Below are 23,743 nucleotides of genomic sequence, written 5' to 3' on the forward strand. Positions count from 1 at the left end.
CAAATGACTGCGCCCGCAGGGATCACCTGCGGGCAGATTAATCAGTATTTGAGCTGGACTAGTCACCCGGCGGTATGGGCAGTTCGGTGGAGCTTTTGATCTGCTCCATGGCGAAATTGGATGCTACATCGGAGATTCCGGTGTGTGCGATCAGCTTTTTGTAGAAGCGGTCGTAAGCGGCTACGTCGCTGACCACGACGCGGAGTATGTAATCGTAGTCACCCGCCATGCGGTAACAGTCCACCACTTCCGGTAAGTCGGCCATGGCGCTGGAAAAGGAATCTGCCCATTCCGCGCTGTGCTGGTTGGTCTTTACCTGGGCAAACACCGAAACCGGCAGGCCGAGCACTTCAGCATCCAGCAGTGCCACTTTGCGGCGGATGATGCCGCTCTTCTCCAATTTCTGTATCCGGCGCCAGCAGGGGGTCTTGGTAAGGCCCACGCGCTCGGCCAGCTCTTCGATGGAGAGACTAACATCAGATTGCAGGATGGCAAGAAGTTGTCGATCAATCGCGTCGAGTGAGGACATAGTGCTACACATCTCCCGAAAACGCGGGGACCCGTTCCATAAAGTGGCTCCATTTCACCATCCTTAGCAACAAAATACCCCACTAATTTTGGTGGGCGCAGCGAGATCCGACTTTGGTGAGCCTCGGAAGAATCCTTTGCTGTGCCCCGTATCATGCCGGTAACGATAATCTCTGATCTGACGGATCAGTAGTGGAATTTTCTCCACATATTTACCGCATCAAAAAAGCCGGGCAATGCCCGGCCAAACAACAGGGGGATGTTGGAAAATTGTGCCTTGGAAAAGGTAAAGGGTTTCTGAAAAACGTAGCGAGCGGGCGACTGGTGGTGGCCGCCGGAGCGGAGGCAGCGGAGTGTATAGGTCATACATGAGCATGCCGAGCACCGCCGGACGCCGCCAGACGCCTGCGCAGTAGTTTTTCTGAAGCCCTAGGCGGCTTCTTTCGGCGGGAACATGGGCTCAAACAGGCCCGCGGCGATGGCTTCACGCACCCGCGCCATCAGGTCGATCTCGGTGAGCTGCTGCAGGTTTTCCAGGTCGCGAAGCACATAGTAGATGGGCTGCACTATGTCGATGCGGTAGGGGGTGCGCAAAGCATCCACCACATCAAAGTCCGCGCGCACTGGCACATCGCTCAGGGCGTAGAGGGTTTCTTTCGGCGAGGAGAGAATACCGCCGCCATAGATGCGCAGGCCATCGTTGGTCTGCAGCAGGCCGAATTCCACGGTGAACCAGTAGAGACGTGCGAGATAGGCGCGCTCTTTGGGAGACGCGTGCAGCCCGAGTTCGCCGTAGGTCTGGGTGAAGTTGGCAAACGCCGGATTGGTGAGCATGGCGCAGTGGCCGAAGATCTCGTGGAAAATATCCGGTTCCTGCAGGTAGTCGAACTCTTCCGGGGTGCGGATAAAGGTGGCCACCGGGAATCTGCGTTCGGAAAGCAGGCGGAAAAAGGTCTCGAAGCCGATTAACGCGGGCACCCGCGCGCACTCCCAGCCGGTTTCCCGACGCAGTACCGCACTCACTTCTTCCAGTTGTGGAATGCGATTGCGGGGAAGGTCGAGCAGTTCGAGACCATGTAGATATTCGTCACAAGCGCGCCCTGGGACCACCTCCAGCTGGCGCTCGATCAGGCGTTGCCAGGTCTGGTGTTCCAGCTCTGTGTACTCAATAAAGCCGCTGGCATCGGGCTCGCGGGCGACATACTTACTGGGCTTTTTGGCGCTGCTCATGGCGGTCTCCGTTGCGGGCGGTCACGGTCGTGCCGCCTCGTCTGTTGTTATTTGCTCTCTCTATTCTTAGACACCCGGGCACCGGTTCGGCAGTGGGGAGAGCCCGGAACTTGAAGGTAGAGTCCACTGGTGGCTACACTGCCTGTAAACATTTCTTTACGGGTCTGTTGTGAGAATAGAAATAACCTGTAGCGATCGCCTGGGTATTCTTCAGGAAATAATGGCGATATTCGCCGATTTTCGGATAAGCGTTCGCAGCGGCGAGATTGGTGGTGACAGTGGGGACAAGGTCTATCTGTCGGCGCCGGGTCTGTTGATGACGCAGTATCAATCCATCGAGCGGGCGCTACACCGGGTTCCAGGGGTGCGGAAGGTGCGGCGGATCGCCCTGATTCCCTCCGAGCGCCGACACTTTGAACTCGATACGCTGCTGCGCCACGTGGCCTTTCCTGTACTGTCTGTGGACCGGGAGGGCACCATTGTGGCAGCCAACCTCGCTGCCGCGCGGGCCTTCGGGGTCAGTCAGGGACAGGTGGCGGGCATGCATCTGCAGCGCTTCCTGCCCCGGTTGCAGCTTGAGGAGCTGCTGCGGGGAATTACCGCGCCGCGCTACGGTTTTCCAGTGACGATGCGTGGACGCGATTTTCTGCTCGACTGGTCTCCCATAGCGCTGGCCGACGATCCCGGTGAAGTGCGCTCCCTGGCGGGTGCGGTACTGACATTGCAGCAGCGGGAAGAGGCGCCTGAGAGGGACCCATCAAGTGAGCCACCGCCGCCCAGCGTACTCTGGGATATAGACCGTCGCCGGGAATGCTGCCTGCGCCTGCAGCAACTCGCGCCTTTGCGGGATGCGCTGTTGATTGCGGGAGAGCGCGGCAGTGGCAAAAGTACCTTTCTCGGCGCCGGCTATTATCTCAGTCCACTGGCGGAACATGGGCAGGTGCGTCAGTTCGCCGGTGCTGAGTTTGCGCCCCTGGAGGTGGCTGAGGCGGCGGCAATGGCGGAAACCGCCGTGCTGCTGGTGGATGACCTCGATCTTGCGCCGGATGATTCACAGCGCAGTCTGGCGGAGCGCCTTTTGCGCGGGCGATTTCTGCCGCGATTGGTTGTCTCGGCGCGCTCACTCGACAGCCTGTACCTGCCATTGCGGCAATTGCTGGCCGCCAACGCCATTTCCCTGCCGCCGCTGCGATCCATGCGGCCGGCTATCGGCAAATTTGCGCATATCATCCTGCGTGACCTCGGCGACCGGACTGCGCCACTGCCGGCAGATGTAGTGAGCGCGCTGCAACGGCACGATTGGCCGACTAATTTCACCGGACTTCGCGGACACTTGCAGGGGGCTCTGGCGCATAGGCGGGAACGGGATGGCGGGGAGCTGGCACTGGGGGATTTGCCGGGGCTGCCAGGTGAAGAGCTCCTGCCATGGCGAGACTGGGGGCGGGGGCTGAGTCTGCCGGAGCAGATGGAAAAAGTAGAGCGGACGATTCTGGCGGAAGTGCTGGCGGAAATGCCGGCCTCTCAGCGCTCCAGCCGGGAGTTGGCGCGGCGGTTGGGAATTTCCCACACCGCTGTCGCTAACAAGTTGCGTAAATATGGGCTTTCTTGAGAGGCGCTCAGCGCTCTATTTTTCCGAGCAGCATATCCTTATACATCATGAAGTCGCCCCACAGGGAATAGAGCGGGTGTTTGAATGTGGCGGGGCGGTTGTGCTCGAAAAAGAAATGCCCGACCCAGGCAAAGCCGTAACCGGCGATGGGTAGCGCCGCGAGGTACCACCACAGGCCAGTGGATAAGGCGGTAAGTAGCAGCACGATCACCAGACTGGTACCCGCAAAGTGCAGGCGGCGGCAGGTCAGGTTGCTGTGTTCCTGCAGGTAGTAGGGGTAGAAGTCGCGGAAGCTGCGGAATTTCCGTGCTCCATTTTCCCGCTGCTGTTGAGTCATCGCGGTATCGGTCATCTCGCTATCCTGTTATGAATTATTTTGGATGCGCAATTCGGGTTGCGTTGTTGTGATTGTACGGTCGTTCCAGTTTTAGACCAATCGGTACTGTTTTATTGCGGCAAGGCTGTTACTGTAGGTGCCCGAATTTGTGATCACTTTTTAGGAGTAGCAGTAGTTATGGCCGGTCCGTTGGCACACCTCAAGGTTCTCGATCTCAGCCGGATTCTGGCGGGCCCATGGGCCGGCCAAGTGCTGGCGGATTTCGGTGCGGAAGTCATCAAAGTGGAGCGCCCGCAAAAGGGGGACGACACCCGCCATTGGGGGCCTCCCTATCTGAAGAATTCTGCCGGGGAGGATACGGGCGAGGCCGCGTATTACCTCTGTGCCAACCGCGGTAAGAAGTCCATCACTGTCGATATCACCCGCCCCGAGGGGCAGCAACTGATCCTCGCACTGGCAAAGCAGTGCGATGTGCTGCTGGAGAACTACAAGGTCGGCGGCCTGAAAAAATACGGTCTCGATTACGACGCCGTCCGCGCGATAAACCCGAAAATCATTTACTGCTCCATCACCGGCTTCGGCCAGACCGGGCCCTATGCAAAGCGGGCAGGCTACGACGCCATGATCCAGGGGATGGGCGGCCTGATGAGTCTCACCGGCGTGCCCGAGGGCCAGCCTGGTGCTGGCCCGCAGAAAGTGGGCGTGGCGGTAGCGGATCTGATGACGGGAATGTATGCCGTCTCCGGCATTCTCGCCGCGGTGATACACCGCGACAGAACCGGCGAGGGCCAGCAGATCGATCTGGCGTTGCTGGATACCCAGGTGGCGTGGCTTGCGAACCAGGCCCAGAATTTTCTGACCTCGGGCAAAAGCCCGGAGCGCCAGGGCACCGCCCACCCGAATATCGTTCCCTATCAGGCCGTACCCGCCAGCGATGGCCACTTCATGCTGGCGGTGGGCAACGACGCCCAGTTCCAGAAATTCTGCGCGATCGCCGGCCTCGACGAGATCGCGAATAACCCGGCTTATGCGAGCAACAACGCGCGGGTGGCAGCGCGCGATCAGCTGGTGCCGCTGATCGAGCAGGCGACACGCCGGCAGCCCGCCGCGTGGTGGCTGGAAAAACTGAGCGATGCGCATGTGCCCTGTGGGCCAATCAATACTCTCGCGCAGGTGTTTGCCGATCCGCAGGTGCAGGCGCGAGGTATGGTGGTGGAGCAGGATCACCCGATCGCCGGCAGGGTAAAAACCGTGCGCAATCCCCTGGGCTTTTCCGCATCGACCCTGCAGTACGAGCAGGCCCCACCGGTACTCGGCCAGCACACCCGGGAAATTTTGCAGACGGTATTGTCGGTTGGCGACGACGAGATCGAGCGCCTGCGGGAGCAGGGCGTGATCTAGTAATCAATGCGGGAAGTTGTGACGAAAGAATAGCGAGCGCGAAGTAAACAAGAGTTTATACATGCCATAAAAGGAAAACGTTGCGCCAGAAGTCTGGTGGTAAATGGCGACTGCGCTACTATCAGTGAGTTCGCGGGGGGGGAACGTTAGTGGCGCGGGAGTGCGCCGTTGAATTCAAATCACCTGCGCGGGGTTTCATCGGCGAAGAACGTTGAGGTGTCGCCCCCTTCGCTTCCTGTCTGCTCGCACGAGGGTTCGGTGATGGATACGCCGCAGAAACCTGAATTACCGAAGAATCTGGCACTGGTATTTCGCAGAATCGGCGAACAACTGGAAGCTTATTACAGCGGTTCCGTTCAAGGCGCAGTGAATCGCGCCGAGCTGGAAAGCAAAAAACCGGGCGTTAGGCGCCCGGTCATTTTGTATCGCGACAGACCTCAAGCCAGTGCGCGGCGGCGATAGATCGGCAGGGGCTGATCCACGGCGGATTGATAGCTGTCGGTAAAGTCCTGCAGCGATTCCAGTAGACCTTCGAGTGGTTGGTTGCCCTGATAGGCAAAGGCATTGAAGCCGCAGCGCTTCAGGTAGGTCAACTGGTCGCGCATGAAGTTGCCCACCGCACGCAGCTCGCCGGTGAAGCCATAGCGTTGGCGCAACAGACGGCCGGCGGTAAAGGCGCGGCCATCGGTAAACAGCGGAAAGTGCGCGGCGATCAGAGGCAGCTCACTGGCGTGATCGCCAATCAGATCCGCGGTTTCGTCGCTGTCCAGCCACACACCGATTTCGCCCTTGCGGGCCTGAAGGTCACCGCGCAGCGCCAACCATACGGTGAGCGGCAGAATGACCTTGCCAGGTGCAAGACTGGCTGCGGTGATTTCCGTGTCCGCATCCAGGGGCAGCAGGTTCCATTCGTTTTCAGCTACGGCGCCGTCCAGAATCAGGCGGGCTGGATTTTCCGGCTGTGCGCCGACAGGTGTTTTAGCTGGCTTTGGCATACACACGCTCCTTGAATGGCTGCAGCCCGATACGGTTGTAGGTGTCGATAAACAGCTCTTCCGGTTGGCGATTTTCCACGAATACATCGAGAATCTTGCCGATGGTGTCCGGCATTTCATCGCGGGAGAAGCTGGGGCCCAGCACAGTGCCGAGTGCCGCTTTCTCGTTGGCGCTGCCGCCAAGCTGTACCTGGTAGAACTCTTCTCCTTTCTTGTCCACGCCGAGGACACCGATGTGGCCGATATGGTGGTGGCCACAGGCATTCATACAGCCGGAAATGTTCAGGTGCAGGTCGCCGAGATCGTAGAGGTAGTCGAGGTCGTCGAATTTGCGCTGGATCGCCTCCGCCACCGGGATGGATTTGGCGTTGGCGAGTGAGCAGTAGTCGCCGCCGGGGCAGCAGATCATGTCGGTAAGGGTTCCGATATTCGGGGTGGCGAAACCGTGTTTGCGCGCTGCCTGCCACAGCTCGAACAGGCGTTCCTGCTCCACGTCCGCCAGTACCACGTTCTGCTCGTGGGTGACCCGCACTTCGCCGAAGCTGAACTCGTCGGCCAGGTCGGCAATGGCTTCCAGCTGGCGGTCGGTGACATCGCCCGGGGGAACGCCGGTGGGCTTGGTGCTGAGGGTCACAGCCTGATAACCGGGTACCCGGTGCGGGAAGGTGTTGCGCTCGAGCCAGCGGGAGAAGGCCTTGTCGGCGCCCGCCTGATCGCGCAGTACGGCTTCCGCGTGGTCGCCGCTGATGGATTTGTAGGCCGGCTGTGGGAAGAAGCGCTTGGACCACTCGATGGCTTCCGGCGGCAGTTCGTCTGCACCGTCCTTGATCTGCTCCCACTCCGCTTCCACACGGCGCGCAAATTCTTCTGCACCCAGTGCTTTTACCAGAATCTTGATGCGCGCCTTGAACTTGTTGTCGCGGCGGCCCAGCTGGTTGTACACGCGCACAATGGCTTCCAGGTAGGAGAGCAGGTGCACTTCCGGCAGGAAGTCGCGGATGGCAACGCCGATAATCGGGGTGCGACCAAGGCCACCGCCCACAAACACCTGGAATCCGGTTTCGCCCTGGGCATTCTTTACGATCTGTACGCCAATATCGTGGGCGCGGATGGCGGCGCGGTCTTCTTCAGCGCCACACACGGCGATCTTGAATTTGCGCGGCAGGAAGGCGAATTCCGGGTGGAAGGTGGACCACTGGCGAATCAATTCGCAGTAGGGGCGTGGGTCTACCAGCTCGTCGCGGGCAACGCCGGCAAACTGGTCGGTCGTGGTGTTGCGGATGCAGTTGCCGCTGGTCTGAACTGCGTGCATTTCCACTTCCGCGAGCTCCGCGAGAATATCCGGCACATCTTCCAGGTTTGGCCAGTTCAGCTGCACATTCTGGCGAGTAGTGAAATGGGCGTAGCCCTTGTCGTACTTGCGGGTAATATGAGCTAGGCGGCGCACCTGGGTGCTGTTCAGGAGTCCATAAGGCACGGCGATGCGGAGCATGGGCGCCAGGCGCTGGATATATAAGCCATTCTGCAGGCGCAGGGGCAGAAATTGTTCTTCACTCAGCTCACCGGCGAGATAGCGCTCGGTCTGGCCGCGGAACTGGGCCACCCGTTCCCGGACCAGCTTGTGATCCTGTTCGTCGTATTGATACATAAGAGCTTGATTCCATTGCTTTTTTACGCCGACTCCCGGTGCCTGGCCAGTGTCCAACGGGACTTCTGGAGCCTATCAGCCACCCTGAGATGGCGCATAACATACCAGCCGCCTTATACGAAAAATAACAATTTTTTTCGCTAAATCAGTAACTGCTGGTTATAAGCCGGTGGTGGCAGTGTGGAACCCGGAAAGCCCTGCGGTTGCGCCCCCTGCGGGGATTTGGTCTACTTGGGCAACCGCCGTTTTTCCGCGGTACTGCTACCTTTAAAAACAATAATGAGTTCTTGAGTGACGGAGTATTCCGATGAGCGATCATGCAGCCCGAGAAGTAGTAGTTGTATCCGACGATAGCGATAACCTGGTAGACGCCCTGGCGGCGGTGGCGTTAGTGGCCATCTTCGTGGGCACCTGTATTTTCTGGGTGGCCTCCCAAGGATAGGAATCACAGAAAATACTGCGCGAGCGCCTGACGGCGTCCTGGCTGTGCTGGGACGCCAGCTCGGCCACTGGCTTGCTACGTTTTTTCGCGATTCCTTAGCTGTTCGAAGTGGAGCTCTGGGGCTTATCCCATATTGCTCAATACCGTTTTCACCACCAGGATCAGAGCGATCACGAAGAGGGCGGTGAAGATCACCCCTGCGGCGATGTAAGTCTTGATACTGCCGCCCTTGAAATCCCTTTCCCGGTTTTTGTTGGACTGTACGCCGATCGCGGCGGCCAGGGTGCTGAGTACTACCTGGCCGAATGATGGTTTCTTATCTTTCTCTTCCATGCCTTCCTCTTCTCACCGCGCCTTTGTAGGAGCCTGCTTGCAGGCGAACACTGCGAAGTAGTGAAACCGATCCTTGATTCGCCTGCAAGCAGGCTCCTACAGATATCCCAACCTGCAACCGTAGGAGCCTGCCTTGCAGGCGAACACCGCGAAGCGGTGACACCGAACGCCATTCGCCTGCAGGGCAGGCTCCTACAGCAGGTCTACAAATTGAGGGTCGTTAATCTTCCAGGTTCGGCCGCACCCAGCGCTCCAGCTCATCCACGCGCATGCCCTTGCGTTCGGCCAGGCTTTCCAACTGATCCCGCGAGATCTTGCCCACATTGAAGTACTTGGACTCCGGGTGGGCAAAGTACCAGCCGCTGACTGCCGCCGCCGGCATCATGGCGAAGCTGGAGGTCAGTTCGATGCCGGCATTTTCCTCTGCATTCAACAATCTGAACAGAGTGGCCTTTTCGGTGTGGTCGGGGCAGGCAGGGTAGCCTGGAGCAGGGCGGATACCGGAATACGCCTCTTTGATCAGCTCTTCATTGCTGAGTGTTTCATCCGGCTGGTAGCCCCAGTAATTCCGGCGCACTTCCCGGTGCAGGTACTCGGCGAGGGATTCCGCCAAGCGGTCCGCCAGCGCCTTCACCATGATCGAGCTGTAGTCGTCGTGCTTCGCTTCGTATTGTGCGGCGAGTTCATCCGCACCGATCCCGGTGGTAACGGCGAAGCCGCCCACGTAATCCGCCACGCCGGAGCCAACCGGGGCAATAAAGTCCGCGAGTGAGCGGCACAAACCGTCGCCACCGCGCTTCTGTACCTGCTGACGCATATGGTGCAGGCGCGCGCGCTCCTCGGTGCGGCTCTCGTCGGTGTAGACCACAATGTCGTCGCCGTCGGCGTTGGCTGGCCACAGGCCGAACACCGCGCGGGCTTTGAGGCGTTTGTTATCGATGATGTCTGCGAGCATGGTCTGGGCATTCTTGAACAGATCCGTGGCGGCTTCACCGACCACTTCGTCGTTCAGGATTGCCGGGTATTTACCGGTGAGATCCCAGGAGATGAAGAAGGGGGTCCAGTCGATGGTGTCCACCAGCTTTTCCAACGGGAAATCGTCGAGCACGGTGAGGCCCGGCTTGTTCGGCACCTTGGGCTCGAAGTTGGCCCAGTCAAACTGCGGGCCCGCCTTCAGGGCGTCCGCATAGCTCAGGCGCGGGTCATTGCGCTTGCGGTTGGCGGTGCGCTCGCGCACTTTCACGTACTCTTCCTGTACGCCTTTGACGAAGTTCGGGCGCAGCTCGTCGGACAGCAGATTGCTGGCTACCCCCACCGCGCGCGAGGCGTCGGCAACATACACTACCTGATTGCGCTTGAATTGGGGTTCGATCTTCACCGCGGTGTGCGCCTTGGAGGTGGTGGCGCCGCCGATCAGCAAGGGGATATCGAAGCCCTGGCGCTCCATTTCCGCGGCCACGTGCACCATTTCATCCAGCGACGGCGTGATCAGGCCGGAGAGGCCGATAATGTCGCACTGTTTTTCTTTCGCGGTCTGCAGAATGGTTTCTGCCGGCACCATCACTCCGAGGTCGATCACCTCGAAGTTGTTACAGGCCAGCACCACACCCACGATATTTTTGCCGATATCGTGCACATCGCCCTTAACCGTGGCCATTAGAATGCGGCCGTTGGGTTTGCTGTCTGCGGTTTTCTCCGCCTCAATGTAGGGCTGCAGATAGGCCACGGCCTGTTTCATCACGCGCGCGGATTTCACCACCTGCGGCAGGAACATCTTGCCCTCGCCGAACAGGTCGCCGACTACGTTCATGCCGTCCATCAGCGGACCTTCGATCACGTCCAGCGGGCGTCTGGCCTGCTGGCGCGACTCCTCGGTGTCCTGCTCGATATAGTTGTTAATACCTTTTACCAGCGCGTGCTCCAAGCGCTTGTTCACCGGCCACTGGCGCCAGGCCAGGTCTTCCTTGCGCTCGGCTGCGGCGCCGTCGCCGCGGTATTTTTCCGCGATATCCAGCAGCGCTTCGGTGGCGTTGTCGTTGCGGTTCAGGATGACGTCTTCAACTTTATCCCGCAGTTCCGCGGGCAGCTCGTCGTAAACCTCCAGCATCCCGGCGTTGACGATACCCATATTCATGCCGGCCTTAATGGCGTAATACAGGAATACGGAGTGGATCGCCTCGCGCACCGGGTTGTTGCCGCGGAACGAGAACGACACGTTGGAAACACCGCCGGAGACATTTGCACCCGGCAGGTTTTTGCGAATCCAGCGGGTGGCTTCAATAAAATCCACCGCGTAGTTGTTGTGCTCCTCGATCCCGGTGGCCACCGCGAAAATATTCGGGTCGAACACGATGTCTGTGGGGTTAAAACCCACCTTGTTCACGAGGATGTCGTAACTGCGTTTACAGATCTCGATCTTGCGCTCGTAGGTGTCCGCCTGGCCGGTTTCGTCGAAGGCCATCACCACCACCGCGGCGCCGTAGCGCAGGCACAGGCGGGCTTTCTCGACAAATTCTTCCTCGCCTTCCTTCAGGCTGATGGAGTTGACGATAGGTTTGCCCTGGATGCACTGCAGGCCCGCTTCGATCACCTCCCACTTGGAGGAGTCCACCATGAACGGCACTTTGGAAATATCCGGCTCGGTGGCGCACAGGTTGAGGAAGCGGCGCATGGCGGCGACGGAATCCAGCATCGCCTCATCCATGTTGAAGTCGATCACCTGCGCACCGTCTTCCACCTGGGCAGCGGCGATCTGCAGCGCGGTATCGTAATCCTCGTCCATGATCAGACGCTTGAACCGCGCGGAGCCGGTGACGTTACAGCGCTCGCCGACGTTCACAAACAGCGCGTTTTCGTCGGCCACATAGGGTTCGAGACCGGACAGGCGCAGAGCCGGCTTGATCTTCGGCAGTTTGCGCGGGGCAATGTCCACCACGGCGTCGGCAATGGCGCGGATGTGATCGGGAGTGGTGCCGCAGCAGCCCCCCAGAATATTGATGAAGCCGCTGCGCGCGAACTCCGCCACGATAGACGCGGTTTCCTCCGGCGTCTCGTCGTACTCGCCGAACTCGTTCGGCAATCCCGCATTGGGGTGGGCGGACACATATTCCGCACACACGCCGGACAGCGCCTCAACGTAGGGGCGCAGCTCGGTGGCGCCGAGGGCGCAATTCAGACCGACGGAAAGCGGCTTGGCGTGCGCCAGCGAGTAATAAAATGCTTCGGTCGTCTGGCCGGACAGGGTGCGGCCGGAGGCATCGGTGATGGTTCCGGAAATCATGATCGGCAATTCGAAGCCGAGCTGGTCGAATACCTCGTGCACCGCATAAATCGCCGCCTTGGCGTTTAGGGTGTCGAAAATGGTCTCGATCAGGATGATGTCGGAACCGCCCTCAATCAGCGCATGAGTGGATTCGATGTAGTTTTTCACCAGCTCATCGAAGGTCACGTTGCGTGCACCCGGGTCGTTCACGTCCGGAGAAATGCTCGCCGTGCGCGATGTCGGTCCCAGTACCCCGGCCACATAGCGCGGCTTCTCCGGCGTAGAGAGAGCATCCGCCGCACGGCGCGCCACTTGCGCGGCAACCCGGTTCAGTTCCGGCACCAGGTCTTCCATATCGTAATCGGACTGGGACAGACGGGTGGCGTTGAAGGTGTTGGTCTCGATGATGTCCGCACCGGCTTCGAGATAGTCCCGGTGGATGCGCTCAATCAGGTCTGGCTGGGTCAGCACCAGCAGATCGTTGTTGCCCTTGATGTCAGAGGGGTAGTCCGCAAAGCGCGCGCCCCGGTAGTCCGCTTCGCCCAGTTTCTCCCGCTGGATCATGGTGCCCATGGCGCCGTCCAGAATCAGGATGCGCTCGCCCAGGGCGGCGTAGAGCTGTTTCAGACGTTGATCGCGGGACTGCTGAGACATGGATATTTCCTTAAAACGGGGACCAAAAGGGCGGCAATCTTAGCACAATTGCCGGTGTTCTTCGGCGCCGCAGTCACCGTTCAATACCGAGTATGCATAACCTTGTAACCGACCGTTCTAGCAGAGCTTCTGGCGCGGCATTGTCGCTTTGCCACACTACACTCGCAGGAATGACGACAGGGGAGGAGCCCATGAAGATCCTGATGATTCTGACATCCCACGATCAGCTGGGAGACACCGGCAAGAAAACCGGCTTCTGGCTGGAGGAGTTCGCTGCGCCGTACTACGTGTTTGTGGATGCCGGGGCAGATGTGACCATTGCGTCCCCCAAGGGTGGGCAGCCGCCTCTCGACCCCAAAAGTGACGCCCCGGATGCCCAGGCCGCGGCGACCCGGCGCTTTCGCGACGATCCCATCGCCCAAGAGGCGCTCGCCAACACCCTGACCCTGGATGAGGTGGATACGGACGAGTTCGATGCGCTGTTCTATCCGGGCGGCCACGGCCCACTGTGGGACCTGGCCGAGGACCAGCGTTCCGTGGTCATCATTCAGGGTTTCTACCGCGCGGGCAAACCGGTGGGCGCCGTGTGCCATGCCCCGGCGGTGTTTCGCCATACGGTGGATGAGCACGGCGAGCCATTGGTGCGCGGCAGGAAAATGACGGGGTTCAGCAACAGCGAAGAAGAGGGGGTGGGGCTGACCGACGTGGTACCGTTTTTGGTGGAAGATATGCTCATAGAGCGGGGAGCCAGCTATTCCAAAGGCGACGACTGGAAGAGTCACATCTGCACCGATGGGCTCCTGATCACCGGTCAGAATCCAGCTTCTTCGGAAGGTACGGCCCGGGCCCTGCTGGGGGCGCTCTCACAGGTGCGCTGAACCCACTTGCGAGGCGTGTGTAGCAGTCTGGTTTCACTCGCGCGCAGATGGGCGTAGAATACCCGACTGCCGAGGTTGGTTATTCCCGTTCGGCGCTGTTTCAGGAAGTCCGGTTATTTGAGAAGGTCTATGTCAGCACAGCCGTCAGAATTGAACGTCACCATCACCGACTCCGCCCAGGAGTACCTGCGCGATCTGTTGGCCAAACAGGACTGCGAGGGCATCGCCATCCGTATGTTCGTATCCAACCCGGGTACGCCCAATGCGGAAACCTGTATTGCCTACAGCCGCCCCGGCGAAGAAAAAGAGGGTGATGTGGAAGTACAGCTGAATGGCTTCAAAGCCTATTTTGAAGGCCGCAGCGTGCCCTATCTGGACGAGGCCAGGGTAGATTACTCCTCCGATAAAATGGGTGGCCAGCTAACCATCCGCGCACCCAATTCGCGTATGCCCAAGGTTACCGACGACAGCCCGATCGAAGACCGTATCAACTACGTGCTCTACAGCGACGTAAATCCAGGGCTCGCTTCACACGGCGGTCAGGTCAGTCTGGTGGAGGTTACTGAAGACATGTACGCGGTGCTGAAGTTCGGCGGCGGTTGCCAGGGCTGCGGTATGGTCGACATGACACTGAAAGAGGGTGTAGAGAAAACCCTGAAAGAAAAAATTCCGGAGCTGGCTGGGGTGAAAGACATCACCGACCACACGGATAAATCACAGGCCTACTACTGATCTGGTCTGATTGCATCTGATTCCGCTCGCGCATTCACGGCGTTGACGTTGGTCGGACACAAAAAAAGGCGAACTGTTCAGTTCGCCTTTTTTTGTGTCCGGATGTTCCTTCTTGCGGAAGTTGCCTGATCAATTCTGGAAATGTTGGTAGGCATCCAGGCCCAGTAGGTAGGCCCCGTCAAAACCAGCATTTGCAATTTTGTACAGATAAGAACCGCTGCTGCCGTAGATGATGTTCTGCCAGGTGGGAGTCCAGTAATTGACGTAATACCGGCCGCTTCCGGAAATCTCTTCTTTCAACCAGTTCGGCGGGTTGGATACCCAGTGGTTTTTCCAATAGTAACGGTTGCTTTCCGCTTCGCCGATATTCACCGTTGCCAGCACCAGCCGCAATCCGCCATTGGCTTTTCGCTGTAACTGGCGAATCTGATCTGACGTAAATTCTTCTCCATTAAAAAAGAAATCCATCACAATCACGTCATAATCTGTTTCAGCGAGAGCGTCTACCAGCGCCTGGCGAGTTGAGTACAGAGTGGTATTGGTCAGAACCAGGAAGTTGCTCGCCTCGTCAAGTTCCAGGATATCGCGACGATTTACCTTGTAAGGTTCGTCGGGGTAGAGGGGGATATTGTCGAGTTCGCGGTGGTCGGCCACATACCCGAGGTAGTCGGCGTCATCGCTCAGTTGGTAGGCATTGTCGATTTTGTGTTCGCTCACTGCGAAGTCGGTTGCCAGGATTGTGGTATTGCCATTCTTCCGGGCCATGTCCAGATAGCTGCGCAGTTCGTTGCGACGGCCGTCGGTTGTGGGCTGGTCGATACCATCGTGGCCATAAAAGAGAGCGTCTTGTGCGAGGCCATCCAGATTGCGGATATACACACTGTCCGGAGTACCATTGGTGCGTTCATTTGCGCTTACCAGTGGCAAAGCGCCGTGCCCTACAAAAATAAAGCCAGGTTTCAGTTCCCGGGCATATCCTCGTAGACCAGCGACAAAGTCGCGCATCTCCTGAGGGTGATCGGTGTATCCTTTTTCAGGGTAAAAGTTGGGTACGCGCTCAAAATCACACGCGGTGAGGGATGCCGTAAGGCATATTGTAAATAAGACGGGTAACTGAAAAGCGGTTGAAAAAATCCGTTTCACGTGGGTGCTCTCAAAACGATGCAACTTTGAGCGCGGACTATAACAAGATTGGACGGCTCCCGTCAGGGTGGCACTGTCCATTTCTACGCTACTGACTGGTAGCGGTCATCACTTCCATCTGGATAAACTCACCAAACCCGGGACCCACTCGGATACCCTATAGCGCAGGAGCGTCTTAGGGTATCCGCGTAAAAAATGCAGCGTGGCGGGAGAATCGTTACAAGACGAAGCCACCATCTATGTCCAGATAGGCGTTGCGCATTCCCACACTGGCATCGCTCAGCAGGTAGCTAATTGCTGCTGTCATGTCCTCGGGGGTCAATATTCTCCCCAGTGCCGTGTCCTGCATGGTTCCCGATAGTTCTGCGATTTGCTTTTCACTCATTCCAGCCTTGCGCTGGATTTCGGTTGCGGTCACACCTGGCCGTATCGAATTAATACGAATTCCCCGCTCTGCGAGTTCGAGATTGAGCACCCGTGCAGCGGCCTCAAAAGCGGCTTTGCTGGCACTGTATGAGGCGGCACCTGGGAAGGCTTTGTGTACCACCAGCGATGATACGAATACGACACTCGCTGGGTTATTCAGGCAGGGCAATAGTGCGTGCAGAGTGAACAGCGGCGCCTTGAAGTTGACCGCCATCGTCTGATCAAAGTTAGTCTCGCTGAGGTCAGAGAAGTTCTGCGGCAGGAAGATGCCCGCATTCAGCACAATGCCATCATAAGCAAGGCCGTCACGCTGCAGGGCGGCAGCCATGGCGGTGATCTGCGCCATATCAGCACTGTCACACAGCTGAGTGATAACTTCACCATCGCCAAGCTGGGCTATTTCTGCCGCGACATCCTGTAACTTCCCTGTGTCGCGTCCAGTGATGGTTAGATGATGGCCGGCAGAGGCCAGTTTCCGTGCGGTTGCCAGTCCAATACCCGCGGTCGCCCCGGTGATCAAATAATGCTTCTGATTCATACAACGCTCATTGCTTGTGATTGACGGTGACCACTCTAACTCCGACAATTCGCTCTGATTAGGGGCGTTCAAGGAAACGGATTGTTTCCATTTGGGAATCTTTTGAGTTGCGGAGATGTGAATAATGGACGAGCCACTGCATTTGCAATTACCCAATCTGTATGTATTTCAGCAGGTTGCCAAGCGCGGCAGCTTCCAGGCGGCCGCGGATCACTTGCAGCTGTCTCGTTCAGCGGTCAGCAAAAAAGTGGCACAACTGGAAGGGCATCTCAGTCAGCGTCTGTTGCAACGCTCTACCCGAAAACTGCGACTGACGGAAATCGGAGAATCCCTGCTGAAAGCCACGGCAACCCTGGAACAGTTGGTATTTGATACGGAGCAATTGCGGCTGGACCAGCAGCAACAACCGTCGGGTTCGGTAAAAATCAGCAGTTCCACACTGATCACTCAGCGACTGTTGCTACCTATACTGCCTGCGCTGAAAACTGAGTTTCCGCGTATTACCCTGGACCTCAATATTGATGATCAGCAGGTTGACCTGATCGAGACCGGTGTGGATATCGCGGTGCGAATCGGGCATTTGCCCGACTCTTCCCTGGTGGCGCGCCAGATTGGTGTAAAGACCTGGGGATATTTCGCGAGTCCGGCCTATTTGCGATTGCATGGTGAGCCAGTTGATCCGTCCCAACTGCGGGATCACCAATGTTTGGTTTTTCGCAGCCAACAACTGAATGCAAACCATTGGCCATTTGTCGATCCCGAGGCACCAGCTGGCGCTATTGAGTCATTACTGATTGAGCCGGCTGTTACGTCGGACAATGCCAGTGCACTGGTTGAAATGGCAACCATGGGATTGGGGATCATTCAGGTTGACCCATTGATCATTGAGCTGGAACTTACGAGTGGCGCACTGGTGCCGGTTCTGCGTCGGTGGAGACATCCAGAGAGCGCTCCGATTCACTTGGTGTGCCTTGGGCGCAAGGCCCGTAATCGTTCAGTAGATGCGGTCTGGGAATTTCTGGGGGAGAGGCTGTCGCTGAGAGCGGTCGATACTGGTATCGATCAGTCCTAGCTGTAGTTTCTGAACTATTGAATGCAGAAAACGCGGCCGTAGCCGTAATGCCAGTCAGTTGGCTTAACTGACTGGCATTCGGGCATTGCCCGCGTTTTTCATTTTCCTGTGAGACGGAAAATTACTGGTAAACTCGCACGTAATCCACATACATCCGTTGTGGGAACACGCTGCTGCTATCCGGGCTTCCCGGCCAGGTTCCCCCCACCGCCACATTCAGCAGGATGAAGAACGGATGATCAAAGGCCCAAGGGCCATACTGCTCCACCTGGGCGCGAGAGGCGTTGTAGAAGTTGTTGCCGTCCACGAACCAGCTGATGCCGTTGCTGTTCCACTCCACCGCATACACATGGTAGCCAGCGTCAACATTCTGCCCGACATTGTAGGTGCCCATGATCGGAGTGTTGCCGGAGTAACCGGGACCGTGAAGGGCGCCATGCGTGAGTGTCGGCTCGAATCCAACATGCTCCATGATGTCGATTTCCCCAGAGTTCGGCCAAGGGGTACCAGTACGGATATTACCTCCCAGCATCCAGAACGCCGGCCAGATACCCTGGGTTTGCGGCAGTTTAATGCGGGCTTCGATGCGGCCGTACTGGAATTCCTTTTTCCCGCCGGTGATCATCCGGGTCGACGTATATTGGCAGGCGCCGTACCAGCAGTTGTGGCCGCCTTCCCGGCGCGCCTCAATTACCAGCACATTACTGCCCGCCTGGGCGTCGTACTGAATAGAAGCGTTCTGGCCCGCGGTGTAGTACTGCAATTCGCTGTTACCCCAACCACCACCGCCGGTTTCAAAGGTCCAGTCAGCGGTGTTGATTGCATTGAACTCATCCGCCCATACCAGTCCATTGGTGGCTGCGGGGCTGACTACGATGGAGGTGATGTTATCGTTAAAGCCTTCGTTGTTGAGGCAACTATCGTCGCTGGTGACGGTTACCGATGCGCCGCTGAAGTTGTCGTTGGCATAGAGCGTTGCCTGGTAACCGGATGAAACGCGTATGGATGATGCATCGTTATCCACGAATCCCAGCGCCTGCAGGCTTGCAAGATTGTAACTGCCGACCCCGAGTCCCGCAGACCAGCCAGTGTAATTGCAGTGTTGATAAATGGTTGCAACACCACTGGCCGGAGTCGCGGGCACCACTTCAATCCAGTTCAGATTCCAGTCTCCGGTAGTGGCGTACACGCCGAGACTGTAAGTACCCGCATCGATGTGGACTTGGTGGGAAATGGTCTGCCAGTTTTGCCAGCCGCCAGTATTCGGTACATTCAGGCTGCCGAGCACAATCGAACCACCATTCAGGTCGTTGGAAAGGGTTCCTCCAGTCGCACTGGCAACGCGAAAACGCACGATGTACTGCCCGCTGCTGGGAATGACCAGATTGTTGTATGCAAGCCATTCACCGGCGACCACCCAGCCCACATTGTGGCCGCCGCCACTGTCGCTGGTGGCCTCGATATCCACGTCGTCCGCGCGGTAGGCGCCACCGGTATTGCCCGGGGTGGTATCGTAAAAGGCGCTATAGTCCTCGGCTTGGAACAGGGTCGCATTGGCCTGGGCAAACAGCAGCGTCGCGCACAGGCCGGCAAAAAGTGTGCAGAGGTTTCTGCAAAGATCCGGGTGTTTTCGTATTCTCATTTTCGCCTTCTCATTTTTATTGCGAGGGATGGCCCGTCAGCTTTTTGTGTCGAACAAGACGGGTTCCCAAAATATCCGGGGAAAACGGTAAGGTGGCGTCCCAGTTCTGTCCAATTTGGAAAGTGGTACGGGAAAAAGCCGAAGTTTGGCGGCTATTTTTCTCGGAGATGGCAGGAGCGTTATGTTGACGGGGTTGCAGACCTGCATGACCAGTCTGCAAATGTCGGAAGCGAATTTGGTACCGGCGTGGCAGGTTGACTGTTTCGTGATCGACCTGCGCGCCCGGTTCGAAGAGCAGGGCGTTAGTGGTCCATGCGTTTTTTGGTTTTATTGGTCGCCTGGGCCGTTGTGGGGTCATCCGGCCAGAAGTGTTTCTGGTATTTGATGCGCAACTCTTTTTTCACCTCCTGATAGGTATTTCTCCAGAAACTCGCCAGATCCCGCGTAACCTGTACCGGGCGATGGGCGGGGGAGAGCAGGTGAATCATCAGCGGATAGCGGCCATGGAGGATGGCTGGTGTTTGCGCAAGGCCGAACATCTCCTGCAGGCGCACGGCCAGCACCGGAGGAGTTTCGCGGTATTGAATGGCGATGCGCGAACCACTGGGAACCGCGACATGGCTGGGTGCCAGTTCGTCAATCCGTTGTTGGGTGGACCATTCCAGCTGCGATTGCAGGATGTTCTTCAGATCCAGTTGTTTTAAATGATCCAGTTTGCTGAAACCACTCAAATGTGGCAGCAGCCATTCATCCATTGTTTCCAGCAGTGCAGTGTCGCTCCAATCGGGAAGTGCCAGCGTATCCACCAGATCACCAAAATGCTCGCGCTGGCTATGTAAAAAACGTACCCGCTCCAGAATACACTCCGCCTCGTTGCTCCACGGGAGCGCGCGCAACCCAATTTGGCGGATGGCGTCCAGAAGGGCGCGGCTTAAAAGTGCCGGGGAGATATTCTGTGCTGGCTTTTCTTCCATTACCAGCTTGCCGAGCCTTGTCTGAATGCTGGCAATTGCGCGTCCGGTACTGTTGTCCCGGCGCACAAATTCATTGGTTTCGACGAGCTCGGCAAAATATTCGTACAGTGCCTCACTGCTGATACGGGCCGCCAGCTGAATGCGTGCATCGCGACCCTGCCCGTCGAGATCGGCAATGACAATATACTCCTGTAGCGCGAGCTCGTCGTCGTGGGAGAAATGCGCACCGCGCCCGTTTGACAACAGGAAGCGCCGCTCGCGGTCGCGGCGGCTTTTGGCAATCCGATCCGGGTAGGCGAAACCGAGCAGTACACCGGTGGTGTCGTACGGGTCCGGTGCCTGGGTGGTTCTAGGCGCGTTACCGGCCAGTTGTGCGCGCCAGGATGCTGCTTGCTGACGAATTCGCTGGATCGCCGCGAAATCTGCGCTGCTGTTTCTGGAAGTGCCGTTCAGCACTTCCATGCGCTTGTGAATATCCCTGTCCCAGCGCTGCTCCCCGCGGAAAATATCCCGCTCGGATAACAGGGCCGCAAGTAGGGTGGCGGGTTCTTCGAGAGCAAACTCCACACTTTTCAGCATCATGTGTGCAAGGCGCGGATGGGTACCCAGATTCAGCATTTTTTCGCCGTGGCCGGTAATACGCAGTTCCCGGTCAAGCGCGCCCAGTTCTATCAGCAGTTCCTGCGCCTGGGCGGTTGGCCCCGGTGGTGGCAGATCCAGCCAGCGCAACTCGCGCGCATCGCTCACGCCCCATTTGGCCAACTCCAGCATCACCGGCGCCAGATCGCTTAGCAGTATTTCCGGTGAGTTTTTCTTTGCCATGCCGCGCTGGGTGGATTCGCTCCACAGGCGCAGGCAGTGGCCAGCACTGAGGCGCCCCGCACGGCCGGTGCGTTGGGTGGCAGAGGCTTGGGAAATCTGCGTGGTGACTAGCCGGCTCATACCGGTGTTGGGATCGAAACGGGACTCCCGCATCAGCCCGGAATCCACGACAAGGCGGATGCCCTCGATAGTGAGCGACGTTTCCGCAACGTTGGTCGCCAGCACGATCTTGCGCCGACCCTGCTGGCAGGGGGCGATGGCCGCGTCCTGTTGTTCTTTTTTCAGATCGCCGTAGAGCGGAGCAATCAAGATGTCGGGGCGCTTGCCCAGTGATTCCCGCAGGTCGCTTTCCACCTGGCGAATCTCGCCCACCCCGGGCAGGAATGCCAGCAAACTGCCGTCGTGCTGCTCAATCAGCTCACGTATTTTGCGGCTCATGAGTGATGGTAGCTGGCGGGGGGCATCGGGTACCTCCGGGTGGGGTAGATACTCCACTTCCACCGGATAGGCGCGCCCCTCGCTGGTGATAACCGGCGCATTGTCCAGCAGGCCGGCCACGGCCTCTGCGTCCAACGTTGCGGACATCACCAGTAATTTCAGGTCTTCCCTCAGTACTTCCTGTGACTGCAGGCAAAGTGCCAGTGCCAGATCGCCCTGCAGATTGCGCTCGTGGAACTCATCGAAAATCACCAGCGCTGTATCGGCAAGCTCCGGGTCTGACTGCAGCAGCCGGGTGAGAATACCCTCGGTCACCACGAGGATACGGGTGTCGCGGCTGGATTTGCGCTCCGCACGGATCTGGTATCCCACCGTCCGACCCACCGGTTCCCCCAGCAATTCCGCCATTCGCGCCGCCGCAGAGCGGGCGGCGAGCCGTCGGGGCTCCAGCATGATGATCTTGCGTTCTGCAAGCCATGGGCTCTCCAGCAGCGCGAGCGGAACGGCCGTCGTCTTGCCGGCACCGGGAGGTGCCTGCAGCACAGCATTGTTGTGAATGTTGAGTGTGTCCAGCAGCGCTGGCAGCACCTCATAGATGGGTAAATCGGACATGGCGGCGATTATAGCGGCGAAATTTCTCGGTAACTCAAGAGTCATAAAACAAATTAGTTGACAGTGTCACCTAACGTGGATAAGTTGACAATATCAATTAATTCGGTAGATGAAGAAACCATGGACAAACCGGGTTCAAACCTGAGCGATACCCTGCATCGACTCGCACACGGCTATAAATGTTGCCTGCGGGCGGAAGTTTCGGAGCGTGAGCTTGGGCTCCCCATCACTCATATCCGCGCTCTCAAGGGCATCTACCGCAATCCCGAGTCCACCGCCTTTTCCATTGCCCGGCGTATGCAGCGCGATAAGGCCCAGATCACCCGGGTGCTCAAAGAGCTGTTGAATGACGGCCTGATTGAAAAGCGCCCGAACCCCACTGACGGCCGCAGCCAGCTGCTGTTTCCAACGGAAAAAGGCCGCGCCGTCATGCAGCAGTTGCTGGCGGCAGAGCGGGAAGCTGCGGCCCGGATGACTCGCGGCCTGACGCAGAAGGAGTTGCAGCTGTTTACCGAGCTGAGTGCCCGAATGGTGGCAAATCTCAATGCCGACCCTGAGTGTAATTCCAATTGAGTAACGAAATTCCCGAGGTAACCTGAATGCCGAAACCAGCACCGAGAGAACTGCAAGTGATTGGCAGCCGCCAGATCACACCGAACATGTTGCGCGTCACTTTGGGCGGTGAGGGGCTGCATGGCTTCCCTGAAGATCAGGAGAGCGCCTACGTAAAACTTCTGTTCAACCAGGGGGAAGGTCAGCGCCCGCTGATGCGGACCTATACCATTCGCCACCAGCGGGAGAGTGAAATTGACATCGACTTCGCGCTGCACGAGCACCCGGGCCCCGCGAGCGCATGGGCCATGCAGGCGAAGCCCGGCGATAAAATACTGGTTGGCGGCCCGGGAGCGCGCAAGCTTATCCACCCCGAAGGTGACTGGTTTCTGCTGGTGGGAGATATGACGGCGCTGCCGGCCATCAGTGTGAACCTGGAGCTGTTGCCCCAGAATGCCCGCGGTCACGCCATCATTGAAATTACCAGCGAAGAAGATCGCCAGCCCCTGCAGTGCCCGCCCGGGGTGGAGATTCATTGGGTAGTGTGCAGAGATATCAATGTGCCTGGCGGGCAACTGCTGTCCGAGATCAGGGCCCTGGCCTGGCCAGAGGGCAGGGCGGCCGTCTGGTGCGCGTGCGAGTTTTCCACCATGCGCCAGCTGCGCGACCTGTTCCGCAACGAGCGACCGATAGAACCTTCTATGCGGTATATTTCCAGTTACTGGAAATTCGGTTTGAGTGAGGACCAGCACAAACAGGTCAAGCGGGAAGACGAAGAAACAGCGGCGCTCGATTGAGCTAGAGAAAAGAGAAGAGTGACATTTCCATGGAACAATCCTTCTGGCTGCAAAAGTGGCAGAAAAACGAAATCGGCTTTCACAACTCAGAGGCCCATGCGCTACTAGTGAAACATTTCCCGCAGCTCGGCTTGCAACCGGGTGCGCGTCTGTTCCTGCCTTTATGCGGTAAAACCCTGGATATCCGCTGGCTGCTGGAGCAGGGTTACCGTGTGGCCGGGGCTGAGCTGAGTGAAACGGCAATCCAGCAGCTGTTCGCAGAACTGGCGCTTACACCACAAGTTGCTGAGCAGGGGGAGCTGAAGCGTTATAGCGCAGAAAATCTCGACGTCTTTGTGGGGGATATGTTCCAGCTGCAGCGTGAGGCTCTGGGTTCCGTGGATGCCATCTACGACCGCGCCGCATTGGTGGCATTGCCAGAGAATATGCGGGTGGATTACGCCGCACATTTACAGCAGATTACCGGCAGCGCGTCGCAATTGCTGATTTCCTTCGATTACGACCAGAACCTGCAGCCTGGCCCACCATTTTGTGTGAGTGACGAGGAGATACAACGACTGTACAGCGGTGCATACCAGCTGCAACTGGTTGACGCGGTGGAGGTGCCCGGCGGACTGAAGGGAAAGGTCACCGCTCTGGAGAAAGTCTGGCTGCTGCAAGCCAACAGATAATCAGAAT

General features: G+C 58.1%; 20 protein-coding genes. 9 read left to right on the plus strand and 11 right to left on the minus strand.

From position 1 onward, the window contains the following. Positions 1–58: 58 nt before the first annotated feature. On the minus strand, positions 59–529 hold the full coding sequence (locus GNX18_RS04175) for an Lrp/AsnC family transcriptional regulator (protein WP_138235455.1): 471 nt from the start codon (positions 527–529) through the stop codon (positions 59–61). Between the two features lie 428 nt (positions 530–957). Next, positions 958–1,758, minus strand: coding sequence for a phenylalanine 4-monooxygenase (phhA, locus tag GNX18_RS04180; protein WP_166215585.1), 801 nt, complete (start codon positions 1,756–1,758; stop codon positions 958–960). Between the two features lie 169 nt (positions 1,759–1,927). Here phhA and GNX18_RS04185 point away from each other — a divergent pair, with 169 nt between their 5' ends. After that, positions 1,928–3,367 carry a TyrR/PhhR family helix-turn-helix DNA-binding protein gene (locus tag GNX18_RS04185; RefSeq protein WP_166215587.1) on the plus strand — a complete coding sequence of 480 codons (1,440 nt, stop codon included), beginning with the start codon at positions 1,928–1,930 and terminating at the stop codon, positions 3,365–3,367. 7 nt (positions 3,368–3,374) lie between these two features. Here the strand turns inward: GNX18_RS04185 and GNX18_RS04190 are convergent, their stop codons facing one another. Beyond that, positions 3,375–3,719, minus strand: a complete 345-nt coding sequence (locus GNX18_RS04190) for a DUF962 domain-containing protein (RefSeq protein ID WP_240914225.1) — start codon at positions 3,717–3,719, stop codon at positions 3,375–3,377. Positions 3,720–3,881: 162 nt separating this feature from the next. Between GNX18_RS04190 and GNX18_RS04195 the strand changes: the two genes are divergently transcribed. Then, the gene (locus GNX18_RS04195) at positions 3,882–5,105 is read left to right on the plus strand and encodes a CaiB/BaiF CoA-transferase family protein (protein WP_166215589.1); all 1,224 of its coding nucleotides are present in this window, start codon (positions 3,882–3,884) and stop codon (positions 5,103–5,105) included. 437 nt (positions 5,106–5,542) lie between these two features. Here the strand turns inward: GNX18_RS04195 and GNX18_RS04200 are convergent, their stop codons facing one another. Together GNX18_RS04200 and GNX18_RS04205 are read right to left on the minus strand one after the other, a co-directional pair. Beyond that, complete coding sequence (locus GNX18_RS04200; protein ID WP_138235460.1) at positions 5,543–6,100, minus strand: DUF934 domain-containing protein; 558 nt, start codon at positions 6,098–6,100, stop codon at positions 5,543–5,545. Next, entirely contained in the window at positions 6,084–7,748 is a 1,665-nt protein-coding gene (locus GNX18_RS04205) for a nitrite/sulfite reductase (protein WP_166215591.1), read from the minus strand. Before GNX18_RS04205 ends, GNX18_RS04200 begins: the two co-directional genes overlap by 17 nt. Positions 7,749–8,055: 307 nt before the next feature. Between GNX18_RS04205 and GNX18_RS19745 the strand changes: the two genes are divergently transcribed. Further along, on the plus strand, positions 8,056–8,190 hold the full coding sequence (locus GNX18_RS19745) for a hypothetical protein (protein WP_256367364.1): 135 nt from the start codon (positions 8,056–8,058) through the stop codon (positions 8,188–8,190). 123 nt (positions 8,191–8,313) lie between these two features. On the opposite strand, the gene GNX18_RS04210 is transcribed toward GNX18_RS19745, so the two are convergent. Together GNX18_RS04210 and metH are read right to left on the minus strand one after the other, a co-directional pair. Next, positions 8,314–8,523, minus strand: coding sequence for a DUF2970 domain-containing protein (locus GNX18_RS04210; RefSeq protein WP_166215593.1), 210 nt, complete (start codon positions 8,521–8,523; stop codon positions 8,314–8,316). A gap of 220 nt (positions 8,524–8,743) precedes the next feature. Next, entirely contained in the window at positions 8,744–12,439 is a 3,696-nt protein-coding gene (gene metH / locus GNX18_RS04215) for a methionine synthase (protein WP_166215595.1), read from the minus strand. 191 nt (positions 12,440–12,630) lie between these two features. Between metH and GNX18_RS04220 the strand changes: the two genes are divergently transcribed. Further along, positions 12,631–13,317 (plus strand): type 1 glutamine amidotransferase domain-containing protein, encoded by a 687-nt coding sequence (locus tag GNX18_RS04220; RefSeq protein ID WP_166215597.1) that lies wholly within the window; start codon positions 12,631–12,633, stop codon positions 13,315–13,317. Positions 13,318–13,446: 129 nt separating this feature from the next. Beyond that, positions 13,447–14,049: a Fe-S biogenesis protein NfuA gene (gene nfuA, locus GNX18_RS04225; RefSeq protein WP_138235465.1), complete on the plus strand. Its 603-nt coding sequence runs from the start codon at positions 13,447–13,449 to the stop codon at positions 14,047–14,049. 129 nt (positions 14,050–14,178) lie between these two features. On the opposite strand, the gene GNX18_RS04230 is transcribed toward nfuA, so the two are convergent. Together GNX18_RS04230 and GNX18_RS04235 are read right to left on the minus strand one after the other, a co-directional pair. Next, positions 14,179–14,976 (minus strand): endo alpha-1,4 polygalactosaminidase, encoded by a 798-nt coding sequence (locus GNX18_RS04230; RefSeq protein WP_166215599.1) that lies wholly within the window; start codon positions 14,974–14,976, stop codon positions 14,179–14,181. A 433-nt stretch (positions 14,977–15,409) separates the two neighbouring features. Further along, positions 15,410–16,156 (minus strand): SDR family NAD(P)-dependent oxidoreductase, encoded by a 747-nt coding sequence (locus GNX18_RS04235; RefSeq protein ID WP_166215601.1) that lies wholly within the window; start codon positions 16,154–16,156, stop codon positions 15,410–15,412. 124 nt (positions 16,157–16,280) lie between these two features. Here GNX18_RS04235 and GNX18_RS04240 point away from each other — a divergent pair, with 124 nt between their 5' ends. Further along, positions 16,281–17,228, plus strand: coding sequence for a LysR family transcriptional regulator (locus GNX18_RS04240; RefSeq protein WP_166215603.1), 948 nt, complete (start codon positions 16,281–16,283; stop codon positions 17,226–17,228). A gap of 121 nt (positions 17,229–17,349) precedes the next feature. Here the strand turns inward: GNX18_RS04240 and GNX18_RS04245 are convergent, their stop codons facing one another. Both GNX18_RS04245 and hrpB read right to left on the minus strand, forming a co-directional pair. Continuing rightward, a complete protein-coding gene (locus tag GNX18_RS04245) occupies positions 17,350–18,870 on the minus strand; it encodes a family 16 glycosylhydrolase (protein WP_166215605.1) in 1,521 nt (506 codons plus the stop codon). A 302-nt stretch (positions 18,871–19,172) separates the two neighbouring features. Continuing rightward, complete coding sequence (gene hrpB / locus GNX18_RS04250) at positions 19,173–21,716, minus strand: ATP-dependent helicase HrpB (protein WP_166215607.1); 2,544 nt, start codon at positions 21,714–21,716, stop codon at positions 19,173–19,175. Between the two features lie 120 nt (positions 21,717–21,836). Here hrpB and GNX18_RS04255 point away from each other — a divergent pair, with 120 nt between their 5' ends. Genes GNX18_RS04255 through tmpT form a run of 3 tightly spaced genes read left to right on the plus strand, consistent with a single transcriptional unit; the run spans position 21,837 to position 23,736 of the window. After that, on the plus strand, positions 21,837–22,289 hold the full coding sequence (locus GNX18_RS04255) for a MarR family winged helix-turn-helix transcriptional regulator (protein ID WP_138235471.1): 453 nt from the start codon (positions 21,837–21,839) through the stop codon (positions 22,287–22,289). A gap of 26 nt (positions 22,290–22,315) precedes the next feature. Beyond that, positions 22,316–23,065 (plus strand): siderophore-interacting protein, encoded by a 750-nt coding sequence (locus GNX18_RS04260; RefSeq protein WP_166215608.1) that lies wholly within the window; start codon positions 22,316–22,318, stop codon positions 23,063–23,065. A gap of 29 nt (positions 23,066–23,094) precedes the next feature. Beyond that, a complete protein-coding gene (tmpT, locus tag GNX18_RS04265) occupies positions 23,095–23,736 on the plus strand; it encodes a thiopurine S-methyltransferase (RefSeq protein WP_166215609.1) in 642 nt (213 codons plus the stop codon). Positions 23,737–23,743 lie beyond the last annotated feature (7 nt).

The sequence above is a fragment of the Microbulbifer sp. SH-1 genome, assembly GCF_011326135.1.
Lineage (GTDB): Bacteria > Pseudomonadota > Gammaproteobacteria > Pseudomonadales > Cellvibrionaceae > Microbulbifer > Microbulbifer harenosus.

Coding starts and splice junctions, on each gene's coding strand:
- GNX18_RS04175 (WP_138235455.1), bottom strand. CDS start 529: ATGTCCTCACTCGACGCGATTGATCGACAACTTCTTGCCATCCTGCAA.
- phhA (WP_166215585.1), bottom strand. CDS start 1,758: ATGAGCAGCGCCAAAAAGCCCAGTAAGTATGTCGCCCGCGAGCCCGAT.
- GNX18_RS04190 (WP_240914225.1), bottom strand. CDS start 3,719: ATGACCGATACCGCGATGACTCAACAGCAGCGGGAAAATGGAGCACGG.
- GNX18_RS04195 (WP_166215589.1), top strand. CDS start 3,882: ATGGCCGGTCCGTTGGCACACCTCAAGGTTCTCGATCTCAGCCGGATT.
- GNX18_RS04200 (WP_138235460.1), bottom strand. CDS start 6,100: ATGCCAAAGCCAGCTAAAACACCTGTCGGCGCACAGCCGGAAAATCCA.
- GNX18_RS04205 (WP_166215591.1), bottom strand. CDS start 7,748: ATGTATCAATACGACGAACAGGATCACAAGCTGGTCCGGGAACGGGTG.
- GNX18_RS19745 (WP_256367364.1), top strand. CDS start 8,056: ATGAGCGATCATGCAGCCCGAGAAGTAGTAGTTGTATCCGACGATAGC.
- GNX18_RS04210 (WP_166215593.1), bottom strand. CDS start 8,523: ATGGAAGAGAAAGATAAGAAACCATCATTCGGCCAGGTAGTACTCAGC.
- metH (WP_166215595.1), bottom strand. CDS start 12,439: ATGTCTCAGCAGTCCCGCGATCAACGTCTGAAACAGCTCTACGCCGCC.
- GNX18_RS04220 (WP_166215597.1), top strand. CDS start 12,631: ATGAAGATCCTGATGATTCTGACATCCCACGATCAGCTGGGAGACACC.
- nfuA (WP_138235465.1), top strand. CDS start 13,447: ATGTCAGCACAGCCGTCAGAATTGAACGTCACCATCACCGACTCCGCC.
- GNX18_RS04235 (WP_166215601.1), bottom strand. CDS start 16,156: ATGAATCAGAAGCATTATTTGATCACCGGGGCGACCGCGGGTATTGGA.
- GNX18_RS04240 (WP_166215603.1), top strand. CDS start 16,281: ATGGACGAGCCACTGCATTTGCAATTACCCAATCTGTATGTATTTCAG.
- GNX18_RS04245 (WP_166215605.1), bottom strand. CDS start 18,870: ATGAGAATACGAAAACACCCGGATCTTTGCAGAAACCTCTGCACACTT.
- hrpB (WP_166215607.1), bottom strand. CDS start 21,716: ATGTCCGATTTACCCATCTATGAGGTGCTGCCAGCGCTGCTGGACACA.
- GNX18_RS04255 (WP_138235471.1), top strand. CDS start 21,837: ATGGACAAACCGGGTTCAAACCTGAGCGATACCCTGCATCGACTCGCA.
- GNX18_RS04260 (WP_166215608.1), top strand. CDS start 22,316: ATGCCGAAACCAGCACCGAGAGAACTGCAAGTGATTGGCAGCCGCCAG.
- tmpT (WP_166215609.1), top strand. CDS start 23,095: ATGGAACAATCCTTCTGGCTGCAAAAGTGGCAGAAAAACGAAATCGGC.